Origin of the sequence: Acetivibrio saccincola (assembly GCF_002844395.1) — a bacterium.
GTDB classification, from domain to species: Bacteria; Bacillota; Clostridia; order Acetivibrionales; family Acetivibrionaceae; genus Herbivorax; species Herbivorax saccincola.
Genome location: NZ_CP025197.1, coordinates 3433390 through 3447953, shown reverse-complemented (window position 1 = coordinate 3447953; position 14564 = coordinate 3433390). Strand labels below are relative to the sequence as shown.

The window sequence follows — 14564 nt, the reverse complement described above, 5'->3', positions numbered from 1 at the left end:
AGGGGGGTATAATAGTGAAAACTAAAATAAAGAGGATATCTTTATTTGTAGTTTTAATCACAATGCTTTTTTTTAATGCAGTTTATTTAAATGCTAAAGAAAGTATGCTAGAGGACAGGACCATTGGTGATATAGTTGAAAAATATCAAGAAAACCCGTTCCGCTTTAATGTAGCTGTTTTTGACGGGTATGAAATTGAGCCAAAGGCAGAAGCACCATATGTTGCAGGGAAATTAAAAAACCAGTACTTAGAGGAAGCATTAAACTGCGTGAATTTTATGCGCTATCTGGTGGGGCTTCCTGCTGATATTACTTTAAATGAAGAATACAACAATTATGCCCAGCACGGGGCGGTAATACTTGCAAGCTTAAAAGGCTTAACTCATTTTCCGGAAAAACCTGCTGACATGCCGGAAGAATTTTATGAACTTGCATACATTGGAACTTCAAGGGCTAATATTGCTTTTGGTTATCCATCTATTATGGACAGCATAATAGGATATATGCATGATTCTATAGGTGAGTCAAATATCAATACAGTGGGACACCGCAGATGGATATTAAATCCGGGTATGCAGCAAATAGGATTTGGTCAGTGCGGTATTTTTCATTCTACATATACATTTGATATAAGCAGAAGACCGGCCATTCATTTTGATTTTATATCATGGCCTGCAAGAAATTATATGCCTTTAGAGTTTTTTGATGAGGATACCCCTTGGTCAGTTAACCTTGGAGGGGATTATGGGCTTTCATCTTTAGATGATATTGAAGTAACCCTTACAAGAAGAAGTGACAATAAAGTATGGGTTTTTAATAATAGCAGAGATAATACTGAAAAATACGGGCTTTTTAATGTAAATGATGAGAATTATGGAATGAGGAAATGTATTATCTTTAGACCTAAAGATGTTGGCGGGTATAATAAAAATGATGTATTTGATGTAAGCATTAAAGGGATAAAGGAGTATATTGAACCTGAAATAATAGACGGTAAGCTTTATACCAGCATACCTGCCGAGATTAATTACACTGTTGAATTTTTCAGCCTGCTTGATGCCATTGATGAAAAGGAAGAAGATTATATATATGGGGATTTAAATGATGACGGGGAAATAAACTCAATGGATTTAGCGGTAATGTCAAGGCATATTTTAGAGATAAAAGAAATTTCAGATATTAAAGCGGCGGATTTAAATGGTGACGGAAGGATAGATACAGTTGATTACCAATTGCTTATGCGGTATATTTTAGGAATTATAAACGGGTTTCCTGTTGAGTAGTTTTTAGTGTAATTTGTAAGTTTAAGTTGTAGGCTAAATTAAAGTTGTAATCTTAGATTATAATCTTAAATACAAATAATGATGTATAATTCTATGTTTTGTTAATGAAAAGCATTGGTTAGTTTTAACCTGTGAGAGTTGGCAGTTATCTAAAAAAAGAGATAGCTGCCAACTTTATTTAAAATTAAAATATAGTGTTAATGTGAATTATATTTATAAAAATAGTAACTATATGTTACATTTAGTTAAAAACTGTTGTAAAATATTTTAAAAATGCTTGTAATTATTACAAAAAAATATAAGGGGGGAGTAACAAATGAAGAAGTTATTTTTTTGTATCATTTTAGTGATTTTATGCACTTTAAATTTTAAAGTACAAGCTGGGTATGTATCGTTAAGTGATGGAGAATATGAGTAAGATACTCAAGTTAATGAAATATCGACATTAGAAGGCAAATTAGAAGTAGAGGAAAGAATAGAAGAAAGATTTGAATATAAAGAAAATAACAATTCAAAAGATGTTGATAATCCAAAAAATAATTTTAAAAAAAATAGTTCTAAAACGACAGATGCTATTTACAAAGCATCTAGTGTGACGACTCAATCTGAAAGGATGTATGGGGATTTAAACGGAGATGGAATGTTTAATACCAGTGATTATGTTTTGCTCCAAAGATACATTCTAGAAATAATTAATGATTTTTCATACAGTGAAGCTAAAATAAATGCAGATGTTAACGGGGATGACAGAATAAGTAGTTTAGATGCATCTCTATTTACAAGAAAAATATTAGGTATTATTGATGCGTTTCCAGTTGAAAATATTATTGGACCATCAAAACCTACAAATCTCCAGTTAATTAAAACTACTAATTCTTCAGCAACTATATCCTGGACAGAGTCTATTAGTGATGTAGATATAGAAGGATATAAAATATATAATAACAATGAACTTGTTGGCACGACTACTGATACAAGCTATACAGTTGAGGGATTGGAAATATTCTCAGAGAATATATTTACTGTAGAGGCATTTGATAAAAATGGCAGACACTCAGGTAAAAGTGCTCCATTGCGTGTGGTTATAGATTTTGTTTTGGAAGAAGATATTGTAATTGATAAAGATTATGAATTAGGTGACAATACAATATATTTAAATGGGTTTACTCTAACAGTGAATGGAACACTTAAACAAAATTCAGGAGAAATTAATTTAGGTGAAGGTAATTTAATTATTAATGGAGATTTCATCCAGTCCGGTGGAATAGTCAATGTGGAAAGCGGTAAGCTATATGTAAAAAATGATTACCTCATATGATCACAGACCTCATTTAAAAGCAGGAATTATTAGATTAAGCTGTTGGGATTTGAAAGTATCCGGTTAATCTTGCTTATCGCTGCATCACAGCTTGCCAATAAAGTGTGTATCCCACGAATTTGTCCCTCCTTGAGCTTGTCTGAAATAGTGACAACAACAGTCATGTCCCGACCCCATATGTTTTTAAAGGTGCGATAAGCCATAATGGTCTTTCTGTTGACCTCGGTTTCCTCAAGTCTTGTGGATGCCTCCTCTACCAAGCTTTTGTGATGGAAGGGCATCAGAGCCCCTACATATTTCATACCAAGGGATTCTACTAATTCTATATTCTTTTTTGAGTTGTTTCCACGGTCAAAAACAATAGTATGGTTCTTTGTGTCTGCTCCAATTGTTTCTAATCTGTTCTTTATTTTCTCTATCACTTTTCGGAACACTTTGGCATCGTTCATGTTCCCTTCATAGGAATGGTGGAACAGGGGAATCATATCGTCTTTGGTCACAACAAGAGCTAGTCCGATTTGGCGAAGATCCATGCGTTTTTGCTTATTCTTGCCTCTTTTTGCAATATGGCATCTTCTGCACTTTCTATTGCTTCGGCAGGAATTGTTTTAAAAATTTAAATTTTATGATAAACTCACGCTAGGCTTGGAGATGATTTATGCAATTATTCCAAGGACTTTTTAAAGGTGCTTAAGAATTTGGATTGTAAGAATGACACAGTAGAAGTGATATCGGAGGGCGGGGATGATGCAATAGAGGCGATTTCCAAGAATATCGATCCGGATTTAATTAAGAAACTTGATGACTTTGGTGTTAAACCCTCTGATTATGATAATTTCAGAATTACCGGACGTGAATCGGCAGAGAAAGTGGCTAAAGCTGTTGAAATGGGCAATTCTCTTAAAGAGATAACCCATCTGGATGATGCACTTGATGCAATTAGAAGTTTATCATTTAGCGGACTGGATGATATAAAAATTAAGTCAATGTTAAAGAATATAGATGACAGTGCAATGTCAGTTTACGATAAAGTAACCGCCAAAGCGACTTTGTTTGAGAAGGCATTAGTCGATGGAGTAGTATTGCCGGATGTACTAGTTATAAAGAGCTCATCCTTTGTTGATGAATTTGGAAATGCTAAATGGGCAAAAGGAGGATGAAGCAGCCCCTCAATGGTAGCTTCCTTTGCCACTTAGATTTCTAGAAGCTTTAGGATTTATTAATGAATTATTTTAAGTAAGGAGGCATGAACATGCTAGACAGGGAAAAAGTCAGAAAAGAAGTTGAGAGCTGGGAATCTTTTTTCTACAATTATAACTTAGGTGATAGACCTATGAGGCATAATGAACTTGGAATACGTTTGGTTGATGGAAAATGGCAGTTATATCAGTCTTTTGAAAGAGGAGGGTATAATGTAATTGATACATTTGACAAAGAAAGTGACGCATGTGAAGCATTATTATATTATCTTCGATCTGAAAAAAGAAGGCAAGAGAGATATAGAAAGTTTAGAGAACAAGAACTATTAAAACATAAAGAAAGATTAAAACGTGAGGAAGAATTAAGAAAACAAAATACTGATGAATTCAGGACAGTCGATCCTTTTGATTGGAGGTGAGTGAAATGGTGGAAAAGGAGTTATTGTTAAAGCTATTGAAAAAAACGAAATAATTAAATATTTGCAAGGCAGAGATGGGTATAGAGTCGAAATGGAGCCTTGGACTCCTGGCGTTCTTCCTACGGATTGGATGAAAATTATACCTGACGGTATTTATGAGGTGTATAAAGAAAATCCGGAATTAGGATTAGACAAAATGTTTGAATATGCTATATTAGAAATGATGGATGGGGAACCTTTTGATACTTATGTAGCATTTTTTGGTGTACATTCAATATAAAAGTATTTCACGGTCAAAAACTTGCTTTAATTAGTAGTTAATATAGGGAGGAAAATACAAAACATATGAAAAAGAAGGTTGCGTTTGTATGTGTTCACAACTCTTGCCGTTCCCAAATGGCAGAAGGTTGGGCTAAAAAATTAGGAAGTGAAGTATTTGAGGTGTACTCAGCAGGTACTGAAAGTTATCCTGAAGTAAAACCTTTGGCAATTAAGGTAATGGAGGAAGCAGGGGTGGACATGAGCGGCCATTATCCGAAGTTATTAAGTGATATTCCGACGGAAATAGATATATTAATAACCATGGGCTGTAATGTAAAATGTCCTCATGTGCCGTGCAGATATAGAGAAGATTGGGGGATTAGTGACCCGTCAGGGGGAACAATAGAGGATTACAGGGGGACAAGGGATGTAATTAAAGAAAAAGTAGAGGATTTAATTGAGATGGTAAGGAGGGAGTGTAAATAATTTTATGCTGGGTTTGATGTTCTGTTTTTAATTATTTCAACAATTATTTTATTTAAATTTTACAGTTGTGGAAGTATCTTTTTACACTTGTCAGCATTGTGAGTATATAGGGGCAATTTTTCATATTTATATTTTGTAAATTCTTTGACTTTTACAAATTATATTTTACCGGAGCCATTTTAACTGCATGATCTGCCAGTCGGGTTGTTTCAGAGAGATGGTATTTAGGAGAAAGTTGCACATAAGCTAGTTTATATACTACAAAACTACAATTTATTAATAGCATTTACGTGTATTAAGGGCTTTCAGACAAACAAAAATGAATTTTGCATACAATTATTAAACAAATATGTGATAATATAAAATAGAATAATAGCAATAAAGGGAATGGGAATATGCTTGATAACAACTATTATGTGTACAAAAAAGAAGTGGATTGGTCGCTGCTGCATCAGGGGTTAACCATCCCTGTAACTATACAGGTAGTTTTTCATAATGCTGTAAACAAATTTTTACCAAGAGGTAAGTCCACAGATATATATCTTGTATTAGAAGGGAAAACTTATAGAGCAGAGCTTGTAAACCAAAAATTTAATGAGAAAAAATATCCCAACAGAAAGGATATCCTGCAAATAAGGTATAATCCTCGAAGCGGGATTGCTGAAAGGCTTAAGGAAATTTTTGCTGCAAGTTACAGGTATATATTAGAACAAAGAAATAATTTGCCTGAAAATTCACGCAGAAAATATATCAAAATACCTGAAGAACAAAAAGAATACCTGATTATGTATACAACAGAGTATCCGGATACGTATCTTCTTGAATGCATTACACAGGATGATACAAGAGTAATAAAAGAAACAATAGCCCGTGAAGATGAGCAGAAATATGAAGCCGACATAAACTACAACATTGTTGATCCTAATGCTGCCATTAATGAAGTTAACCAAATAGTAAAAATCCGTAAACTTAACAGGGCTATAGGGGAAACCTTGAAACTTCTTTATAATTACCGCTGTCAGATATGCGGAGAGAATATCAGTGTAAAATATGGAGTTAATATTGTAGAATCCCACCATATAGACCCTTTTGTCGAATCTCTAAATAATAATGCTGAAAATCAGCTTATTGTTTGTCCTAATCACCATCGTATTATTCATATAGCAAAACCTGCTTTTCACAGGAGGAAATTGATTTTTGTTTACCAAAATGGAGTAGAAGAAAGAATTGTATTAAACAGGTATTTATAGAAAACGGTGCAGCAGATTATGGGGTTGGAATGGTAAAATTCACTGAAAGAGGTTACACCGTCAATAAAATAATTTATAGTGAATCGGCTTACAATTCCGGCAACAATCAGGTTATTTTTTATTTTGTTGACCATAAAGCTGCTGCAGAAAAAGATTTTTAGCTGCAGTTAATAAACGAAACGGTAAGGTAGGGGTTACCGGTATGATTTTACTGATGACAATATAAAGACGCTGTTATCAGATTATAAGTAATGTTTAGAAAATTGCTTAATAAGCTTAAACTTTCTACATTAATTAGGTTACACAGTTTAGTTTTATGTGGTCTTTTTTTCTAAAAACAGAAGTATTTTAAACAGATTAGTGATATAATTATTTTAGCAATATAAAACATATAGGGGGTTAGGAACAATGGATGATTTTATGAAAAATGCAATAAATCCGGGGAGAGATCCTATTGAAAGACAGATGATAATATCAGAGGCTATATGGGAACTTTTAAAAGAGAAAACCGGGCTTACCGATGAAGATTTGGTTAAAAAAGTAAGGGAGATAGACCTAAGAGACGGGGTATTAGATGGGAGGGTAAAGCCGGAGCCTCCGGTAGCTTGTCCAAAATGCAACAAGAAGATGAAGAAAGGCTCCTCAACATGTATTTATTGTGGGCACATTATTCCGGCTGATGTTTTTTCACGATAATAAATTTGGGCATTTTTAACAGTTGGTTTGTAGTTATTATTTATTTTTTATAGATATTATTTATTATTGAAGTTTTAATAGTGAGTACCAAGAAACTGCAGAATTATGTCAAAGAGGGGATTGAGTGAATAATACAATAAAGAATAGAATAATTTTAGGATTAAAATCCTTTATAATCATATTTTTAGGAGGATTATTATTAGAATTAATTGTTGCAAATATTGGACATCATAAAATAAATATTTTAAAGAGTTTTTTAAATTCATTTGGCTTTTCAGTGGGTTTATCGGTGTTTGGTAATGTATTTATTACGGCAAAGAAATTAAACAATGAGACGTTAGAAAATGAAAAGCTTGACAGATCTTTTTATGGGAGTTGTAAACATACCTTCTTTTTCTCTTATAATACTAAGTATACTAGGAATAGCTTATGCAGCCCTATCATTAAAAACATCAAAAAACAAAGTTGTAATAGCAGGTGGCGTTTTAAGCTTTGTTAGTTATTAGCTTTGGTATTCTATGCAAGTTGTTTATACGCCCAATTAATTTAAAAATAGTTAAAGTTTAAAACTATTCAAATGTTTATTTACAAATCTAATGGGTAATTAGATTTGTAAAGGGAGGTGCTGTTTTAATGAAAATCGGTTTGGTTGGAATAGGAAAGATGGGATATAACCTTGCATTAAACATAAAAGACAAAGGGCACCAGGTGGCTGCATATGACAAATGTTCTGAATCAGTAAAGGAAATTCAGAAACATGGGATAGAAGGAGCTTTAGACTTAAAACAGCTTGTTAGCCTGCTGCCGGAGAGAAAAATTGTATGGATTATGGTTCCTGCAGGGGATGCCGTAGAAGAGACTGTAAACTGTCTTTATGACCTATTAAATAAAGGCGATATTGTCATAGACGGCGGTAACTCCCATTATAAAGACACTTTAAGAAGGTTTGAACTATTACAAAAAAAAGGGATAGATTTTGTGGATATAGGCACAAGCGGCGGACTGGAGGGAGCCAGAAACGGAATATGTGCCATGGTTGGTGCAGAAAAGGAAGTGTTTGAAATTATTGAACCTTTAATAAAAGATATTTCTGTTAATAACGGGTATATCCACACCGGCAAAACAGGTTCCGGCCACTATGTCAAAATGATTCACAATGCCATTGAATACGGTATGATGCAGGCAATCGGGGAAGGTTTTGAAATTTTAAAAAAAGCACCCTTTGAACTTGATCTGGTGGATATATCAAGGGTTTGGAACCACGGTTCCGTCATCAGAAGCTGGCTGATGGAGCTGACACATCAACTTCTTTTAAAAGAACCTTCTTTAGACTCCATTAAAGGAAAAATTAAATCATCAGGTGAGACCATATGGGCTCTTCATGAGGCACTGGACCTTGGAGTGCCGGCACCTGTAACCGCTCTTTCCCAGTTTACAAGATTTAGCTCTGAAACGGAAGATTCTTTTTCCAACAAAATTGTTGCAGGTTTGAGAAATGAATTTGGAGGCCATTCAGTAACTAAGAAGTAATATGTCAAAGACAGTAGGTCAAGATGATAAGTCAAAAATAATAAATTAATAATATGTCAAAGACAGTAGGTAAGGATAATAAGTCAAAAATAATAAATTAATAATATGTCAAAGACAGTAGGTCAAAGATAATAACTTAAAACAATAAGTCAATGATAAATTTAGCGACAAATTTAGCGACTAAAAATAATGGGGGATTGACATGAAGAGTGGATTTTATCATAATACTCCGCTGGCTTTTGCTATATTTGGCGGGACAGGTGATTTAACCAAAAGAAAGCTTATTCCGGCTCTGTTTTCCCTTGTAAAAGAAAAAAGAATTTCAGATGAAATTTCCATTGTTTTGGTAGGGAGAAGAAATAAAGATGTAATAGAATTTAAAGAAGAACTTTTGGAGTTTGTAAAAGCTTATTCAAGGCATAAAGTAAAAAAGGATGACTGGGAAGCATTTGCTGAAAAAATTAATTACTGCAGGTTTGATTTCGAAGATGAAGAAAGAGGATACAATGATTTGGCTAAAATTTTAGAAAACTGCCACGACAGGATTTTTTATCTGGCAGTGGCACCCGGGCTTTTTGAAATTATCATTAAAAACCTTAAAAAATACAATCTTATTGAAAGGGATACGGGTTTTCAGAGAATTATGATTGAAAAACCCTTTGGTTTTAGTCTTGAAAGCGCCGGAAAGCTAAATGCGGCCATAACAAAAATAATTCCTGAGAAAAAGATATTCAGGGTAGACCACTACCTTGGAAAAGAAATGATACAAAATATTCTTTCTATAAGATTTGGCAATTCCATTTTTGAGCCTTTGTGGAATCACCATTATATTGACAATATCCAGATTATATCAACTGAAACAATAGGTGTGGAAAACAGGGGTGGGTATTATGACAGCACAGGAGTTGTTAAAGACATGCTTCAAAACCACATTCTTCAAATGCTTGCCCTTATAGCTATGGAGCCCCCTGTGGATTTGGAGCCGGAATCCATAAGAAACGAAAAAGTTAAGGTGTTAAAATCATTAAGATTATTTGACAAAGAAAGTGCACAAAAGAATATTGTTAGGGGGCAGTATGGAAGAGGAATTATAGGTGGTGTGGAAGTTCCGGCATATAGGGAAGAGGAGAGGGTTTCTGAAAATTCAAATACAGACACATTTATTGCCCTTAAAATAAATGTGGATAATTTCAGGTGGGCAGGGGTGCCGTTTTATGTTAAGACGGGAAAAAGACTTGATAAAAAAACAACCCGGATAATTGTCCAGTTTAAAAAGCTTCCCGGGATAAATTTTTATAAAAATTTAAATAATGGGAAACCTAACCTTTTGGTGATAAAAATTCAGCCGGAGGAAGGTGTGTTTTTTCAGATAAATGCAAAAAGCCCGGGAATTGACTTAATAGAACCTGTAAAAGCGGATTACTGTCATTCCTGCAGAGCGGATTATAATTCCCCGGAAGCCTATGAACAAATTATACTGGAGGCAATAAGAAATAACTCCTCTATTTTTACCAGGTGGGATGAATTGGAATGTTCCTGGAAGTTTGAAAAGAGCATTAGTGAATCCTTTGAGGGAATAGAGCCTAACTTTCCAAACTATGCGGCAGGTTCTAAAGGTCCTGTGGAAGCTGCAGAGCTTTTAGAAAGGGATGGCAGAATATGGTGGGACACTTTTATTTAACAAAAACAGATCTTTGTTGGGATAAAAGAATTAAAATTAAAGAGTTTAAAATAAAGCATTAAAATAAAAAAACTTTTTAAAAACCTTTAAAAATATAAAAACCTTTAGAAATATAAGAAGGGTTTTAGACAAAGGGAGGAGATTTCATGAAGATATTTGACGTCTCTATGGCAATACATGAAAATATGACGGTTTATAAAAACCGTGAATCCAAAAGACCGTCTGTAAAAAGGGTTAGAAATTTTGAAGAGGATGGCATTAATGAATCGGAAATAACCATGAACCTTCATACAGGTACTCATATAGATGCCCCCTTACATGTTTTTAAAGACGGAAGTGCTGTGGAGAGTATAGATATCCAAAGGCTTATAACAAAATGCAGGGTGCTGGACATGACAGGACTGGAAAAGATTACAGAGGCTGATCTTAGAAAAAAGGAAATTGAAAGGGGCAGCTTTGTTCTTTTAAAAACAGACAATTCTTATACCGATGATTTTGGAGACGGATTTGTTTTTCTTGAAAAAAGTGGTGCAGAATACCTGGCAGGTTTAAATGTAAAAGGTGTGGGAATTGATGCATTGGGCATAGAAAGAGACCAGGGAGGACATCCTACACATAATACTATAATTGGAAGCGGGGCAATTATTATAGAAGGCTTGAGGCTTAAAGAAATAGAAGAGGGAGACTATATGATGTATGCTCTTCCCTTAAATATCCTAAATGCTGACGGTGCCCCTGCAAGAGTGGTATTAATAAAATAATAAAGCTGTGGATTGGCTTACAGGACTGAAAGAAGCTATAAATGCTGTATTTCCTGTGGAGGAGATACAAAGATGCATAATACACCAACCATCTTTATTTATAACTCTATCTTTTTTTCCGTTTTTCCTTCGGCATTAAATTCCTTGGCAAATTTACTTGCCCTAAAGGGTGAATTTGTAGCCTCGAAAGCAATGTAACTGACCGAATTGTCCTCTTCATAGCTGAAGATCAAATAAGTCCGTATATTGGTTGATGTTCGTGTATTTGCACGACCGACGATTATGGCGCCGACAGGTTATATTCATATTCTATAATCTCTTTTCGTTATGTATTATTTGATAATAGTTTGTCGACATATAAGAATTTTATACAAAGGGATATTATTTTCGAATTATGTTTCTTATTTTATGAAGATAAAAACAAAAGAAATTTTTGCCATACTAATGCAGTTGATATTGAAATATGGTATAATTATCTTACATTTAAATATCGGTTATGTTATAAATTTAAAATTCTATTTATACATAATTACTATGTCCTACAATATTACTATGTCCTGCAATTTTGAGACAGTATCTGAATATGCTAAGTTCTACGATATCCATGCAGTATCCGTTTTTTAAAATATGCTTTATTTTTAATTCCTGAAAAATTTATTCATATAACAATGTTTCGTCTTGTAGTATAGATGATACAAATTGCCACAGCATGCCATGGTTTGCATTTTTCAAATGACACTTATTGATTTTAATATAAATTTTATTTTGGGAGGGTAATGTATGTTAAAAAAAAGTATTTCGCAATGGTTAGCAATGATTTTATGTATGGCTTTGTTAATTGGGGTGACAAGCTACTTTAGCCCTGCACCCGTAAAAGCGGCTTCCTTTGCAAAAGGGGCGGACATAAGCTGGGTACCCGGAATGGAAGCACAGGGCTATGTGTGGTATGACAAAAACGGCAATAAAAGAGATATATTGGATATCTTAAAAAATGCCGGCTACAGGAAAGGTGCATGGAACAGTGACGGCAGACCCACCATTGCCCTGGAGGGTTTTGGCTACAACGAAAATACCCCTGTGCCTTCAGGAGGCAATAACGATTCCCATAACAAAAACTCCCAAAGAATATATGGGGATTTAAACGGTGACGGGGAAGTTAACACTATAGATTACTCCCTTCTTCAAAGATATGTTTTAGAAGTGACAAAGACATTCCCTACACAAGATGGACTGATAAGGGCGGATTTAAACGGTGATGGAACGGTTAATTCTGCCGATGCGGTTTTTATGGGACGTTATCTTTTAGAAATAATAGATAAGTTTCCGGTTGAAGGAAATACAAATCCTCAGCCAGGCAGGCAGTCAATTAAAAATTTAACTGTTTACGATGCGGAAAACAGGAATAATTGGAAAATCATGAACAATTTAAGTGCCGGACAAAAAGCATTTGGCGACAGGGAGTACACAATATCATACGTGCCTCAGGAGCTGGCAGGGGCAGATTGGATTCAGCCGGCCATGAATTCAAGAGCCAACACGTCCTTAGATAATTATGCATCTTTTGAAGTTGAAACAGACGGTTATGTATTTATAGCCCATTCTGACAGGGTTTTGGTTAAACCTCAATGGTTGTTAGAATACGAAAAAACCGGTCTTTCTATAAAGGTTAGAGAGTCAGATACTGTGGAAAGGACCATGACAGTTTATTGTAAAAAGGTATCTGCCGGAGAAAGAGTTAATTTAGGAATAAACTCAAATGACGGCACAAGCTATTCACTTATTTATCTGGCTATAGCTACCGGAGATATAGAATTACCATCTCCTCCACCTCCACCGCCGACACCTGAGCCAGGTTCAGGAAGACAGATGGAATACTTAGACCGTGGACTGGTTGCAGTAAGAACTGACAATGGGGTATTTATAAGCTGGCGCTTATTTGGTACTGATCCACAAAATATTGCATTTAATATATACAGGGATGGAACAAAAATAAACTCCAATCCAATTACATCAAGCACCAATTATCTGGACAGATCTGGCAGCAGCAATTCAAAATACTACATTTGCCCGGTTATAGAAGGCAGGGAAATGGAAAAATCAAAAACTGTAAGTGTATGGAATCAAAATTATCTGGAGATTCCGTTAAACCGACCCGCCGGCGGAAGTGTAGGAGGTTCTTCATATACATACAGTCCTAATGACATAAGTGTGGGTGACCTTGACGGTGATGGTGAATATGAACTGGTTTTAAAATGGGAGCCGTCAAACGCAAAGGACAATTCACAGGCAGGTCATACAGGAAATGTTATAATTGACGCATATAAGCTTAATGGTACCCACCTTTGGAGAATAGATTTAGGCAGAAATATCCGTGCCGGTGCCCACTACACCCAATTTCTTGTATATGATTTTGACGGCGACGGAAGAGCTGAAGTTGTAATGAAGACAGGTGACGGCACAAGGGACGGAAGGGGCAATGTAATAGGCAATCCTTATGCAGATTACCGCAACGGGGAAGGATTTGTTTTGGACGGTCCTGAGTATTTAACTGTTTTTGATGGTTTGACGGGAGCCGCTCTTGAAACCATCAATTACATACCTCCAAGGGGAAGGGTTACAGACTGGGGGGATAACTACGGAAACAGATGTGACCGCTTCCTTGCAGCAGTTGCATATCTTGACGGTGAAAGACCAAGCATTGTAATGTGCCGTGGTTACTACACCAGAACTGTTTTAGCAGCATTTAACTGGCGTGACGGAAAGCTTACCCACCTTTGGACATTTGACAGCAATACCGCAGGAAATGGCTATACCGGTCAGGGAAATCACAATCTCAGTGTAGGTGATGTTGACGGGGATGGCTGCGATGAAATTATTTATGGTGCAATGGCAGTGGATCACGACGGAAAAGGACTTTATACAACAGGATGGGGACATGGGGATGCAGGTCATTTGTCTGACTTAATACCTGACAGACCGGGGCTGGAGTACTACCAGATTCACGAAAACCCACCCCAATATGGAGCCACTGTCAGGGATGCCCGTACAGGACAGTTGATATTTTCAATAGGCACAGGTGATACAGGAAGGGGACTTGCAGCAAATATTGACCCTAGGCATATTGGTTACCAGTTTTGGAGCAGTACATCCGGAGGCCTTTATAACTCAAGAGGTCAGAGAATTACCACCGCTACTCCTTCATCTACAAACTTTGCAATATGGTGGGATGGGGACCTTTTGAGAGAGCTGTTGGACAGCAACAGAATAGATAAGTGGGATTGGAATAACAACAGGACTTACAATATATTCACTGCAGTTGGATGTTCCTCCAATAACGGAACAAAATCAACCCCGGGTTTAAGTGCAGACATATTAGGTGACTGGAGGGAAGAAGTAATATTTAGAACAAATAATGACAATGCCCTTAGAATATACACAACTACGCATCTAACAGACCAAAGGATATACACGCTTATGCACGACCCCATTTACAGGCTGAGCATTGCATGGCAAAATGTAGCTTATAATCAGCCGCCACATCCGGGATTTTATTTAGGACATGGCATGGAGGCACCTCCGGTTCCACATATATACCTGGTTAGGAGAAATTAATAATGTGTTTAAGTAGATTTTAAAATGTGAATAAGGGCTGTCTAAAAAGTGTTAAATCTTTTTAGACA

The 14564-nt window shown here is 35.6% G+C and carries 15 protein-coding genes and 1 pseudogene; 15 read left to right on the top strand and 1 reads right to left on the bottom strand.

What is annotated here, in order from left to right; all coding sequences use genetic code 11:
* The first annotated feature begins 14 nt into the window (after positions 1 to 14).
* Together HVS_RS15465 and HVS_RS15460 are read left to right on the top strand one after the other, a co-directional pair.
* Positions 15 to 1283: a dockerin type I domain-containing protein gene (locus HVS_RS15465; protein ID WP_101303749.1), complete on the top strand. Its 1269-nt coding sequence runs from the start codon at positions 15 to 17 to the stop codon at positions 1281 to 1283.
* 592 nt (positions 1284 to 1875) lie between these two features.
* Positions 1876 to 2601: a dockerin type I repeat-containing protein gene (locus HVS_RS15460; protein ID WP_159063471.1), complete on the top strand. Its 726-nt coding sequence runs from the start codon at positions 1876 to 1878 to the stop codon at positions 2599 to 2601.
* A gap of 29 nt (positions 2602 to 2630) precedes the next feature.
* On the opposite strand, the gene HVS_RS15455 is transcribed toward HVS_RS15460, so the two are convergent.
* Positions 2631 to 3134, bottom strand: a complete 504-nt coding sequence (locus HVS_RS15455; protein ID WP_101303745.1) for a transposase — start codon at positions 3132 to 3134, stop codon at positions 2631 to 2633.
* 165 nt (positions 3135 to 3299) lie between these two features.
* On the opposite strand from HVS_RS15455, the gene HVS_RS15450 reads away from it, so the two are divergent.
* The 13 genes and pseudogenes from HVS_RS15450 to HVS_RS17665 all read left to right on the top strand — a co-directional run bounded on the left by HVS_RS15450 (position 3300) and on the right by HVS_RS17665 (position 14496).
* Entirely contained in the window at positions 3300 to 3761 is a 462-nt protein-coding gene (locus HVS_RS15450; RefSeq protein ID WP_101303743.1) for a hypothetical protein, read from the top strand.
* A gap of 92 nt (positions 3762 to 3853) precedes the next feature.
* Complete coding sequence (locus HVS_RS15445) at positions 3854 to 4219, top strand: hypothetical protein (RefSeq protein WP_207654784.1); 366 nt, start codon at positions 3854 to 3856, stop codon at positions 4217 to 4219.
* A 91-nt stretch (positions 4220 to 4310) separates the two neighbouring features.
* Positions 4311 to 4499: a hypothetical protein gene (locus HVS_RS15440; protein WP_101303741.1), complete on the top strand. Its 189-nt coding sequence runs from the start codon at positions 4311 to 4313 to the stop codon at positions 4497 to 4499.
* A 65-nt stretch (positions 4500 to 4564) separates the two neighbouring features.
* Entirely contained in the window at positions 4565 to 4966 is a 402-nt protein-coding gene (locus HVS_RS15435; RefSeq protein WP_101303739.1) for an arsenate reductase ArsC, read from the top strand.
* Between the two features lie 395 nt (positions 4967 to 5361).
* Positions 5362 to 6216, top strand: a complete 855-nt coding sequence (locus HVS_RS15430) for an HNH endonuclease signature motif containing protein (RefSeq protein ID WP_101303737.1) — start codon at positions 5362 to 5364, stop codon at positions 6214 to 6216.
* Between the two features lie 29 nt (positions 6217 to 6245).
* Positions 6246 to 6377: a hypothetical protein gene (locus tag HVS_RS17585; protein ID WP_268876568.1), complete on the top strand. Its 132-nt coding sequence runs from the start codon at positions 6246 to 6248 to the stop codon at positions 6375 to 6377.
* A 247-nt stretch (positions 6378 to 6624) separates the two neighbouring features.
* Positions 6625 to 6912 (top strand): zinc ribbon domain-containing protein, encoded by a 288-nt coding sequence (locus HVS_RS15425; protein ID WP_101303735.1) that lies wholly within the window; start codon positions 6625 to 6627, stop codon positions 6910 to 6912.
* Between the two features lie 124 nt (positions 6913 to 7036).
* Positions 7037 to 7411 (top strand): hypothetical protein, encoded by a 375-nt coding sequence (locus HVS_RS15420; RefSeq protein ID WP_101303733.1) that lies wholly within the window; start codon positions 7037 to 7039, stop codon positions 7409 to 7411.
* A 134-nt stretch (positions 7412 to 7545) separates the two neighbouring features.
* Complete coding sequence (gene gnd / locus HVS_RS15415; RefSeq protein ID WP_101303731.1) at positions 7546 to 8442, top strand: phosphogluconate dehydrogenase (NAD(+)-dependent, decarboxylating); 897 nt, start codon at positions 7546 to 7548, stop codon at positions 8440 to 8442.
* A 202-nt stretch (positions 8443 to 8644) separates the two neighbouring features.
* Entirely contained in the window at positions 8645 to 10123 is a 1479-nt protein-coding gene (gene zwf / locus HVS_RS15410) for a glucose-6-phosphate dehydrogenase (RefSeq protein ID WP_101303729.1), read from the top strand.
* Between the two features lie 146 nt (positions 10124 to 10269).
* On the top strand, positions 10270 to 10884 hold the full coding sequence (locus HVS_RS15405) for a cyclase family protein (protein WP_101303727.1): 615 nt from the start codon (positions 10270 to 10272) through the stop codon (positions 10882 to 10884).
* A gap of 7 nt (positions 10885 to 10891) precedes the next feature.
* Positions 10892 to 10972, top strand: a pseudogene (locus HVS_RS17790) (transposase); the annotation flags it as partial.
* Between the two features lie 692 nt (positions 10973 to 11664).
* Entirely contained in the window at positions 11665 to 14496 is a 2832-nt protein-coding gene (locus HVS_RS17665; protein ID WP_108593949.1) for a rhamnogalacturonan lyase family protein, read from the top strand.
* Positions 14497 to 14564 lie beyond the last annotated feature (68 nt).

What these genes read in the sequence shown, in the direction of transcription:
- HVS_RS15445 (WP_207654784.1), top strand. Translation starts at nt 3,854, where the DNA reads ATGCTAGACAGGGAAAAAGTCAGAAAAGAAGTTGAGAGCTGGGAATCT.
- HVS_RS17665 (WP_108593949.1), top strand. Translation starts at nt 11,665, where the DNA reads ATGTTAAAAAAAAGTATTTCGCAATGGTTAGCAATGATTTTATGTATG.
- HVS_RS15455 (WP_101303745.1), bottom strand. Translation starts at nt 3,134, where the DNA reads ATGGATCTTCGCCAAATCGGACTAGCTCTTGTTGTGACCAAAGACGAT.
- HVS_RS15405 (WP_101303727.1), top strand. Translation starts at nt 10,270, where the DNA reads ATGAAGATATTTGACGTCTCTATGGCAATACATGAAAATATGACGGTT.
- HVS_RS17585 (WP_268876568.1), top strand. Translation starts at nt 6,246, where the DNA reads ATGGTAAAATTCACTGAAAGAGGTTACACCGTCAATAAAATAATTTAT.
- HVS_RS15425 (WP_101303735.1), top strand. Translation starts at nt 6,625, where the DNA reads ATGGATGATTTTATGAAAAATGCAATAAATCCGGGGAGAGATCCTATT.
- HVS_RS15430 (WP_101303737.1), top strand. Translation starts at nt 5,362, where the DNA reads ATGCTTGATAACAACTATTATGTGTACAAAAAAGAAGTGGATTGGTCG.
- HVS_RS15435 (WP_101303739.1), top strand. Translation starts at nt 4,565, where the DNA reads ATGAAAAAGAAGGTTGCGTTTGTATGTGTTCACAACTCTTGCCGTTCC.
- gnd (WP_101303731.1), top strand. Translation starts at nt 7,546, where the DNA reads ATGAAAATCGGTTTGGTTGGAATAGGAAAGATGGGATATAACCTTGCA.
- zwf (WP_101303729.1), top strand. Translation starts at nt 8,645, where the DNA reads ATGAAGAGTGGATTTTATCATAATACTCCGCTGGCTTTTGCTATATTT.
- HVS_RS15440 (WP_101303741.1), top strand. Translation starts at nt 4,311, where the DNA reads ATGGAGCCTTGGACTCCTGGCGTTCTTCCTACGGATTGGATGAAAATT.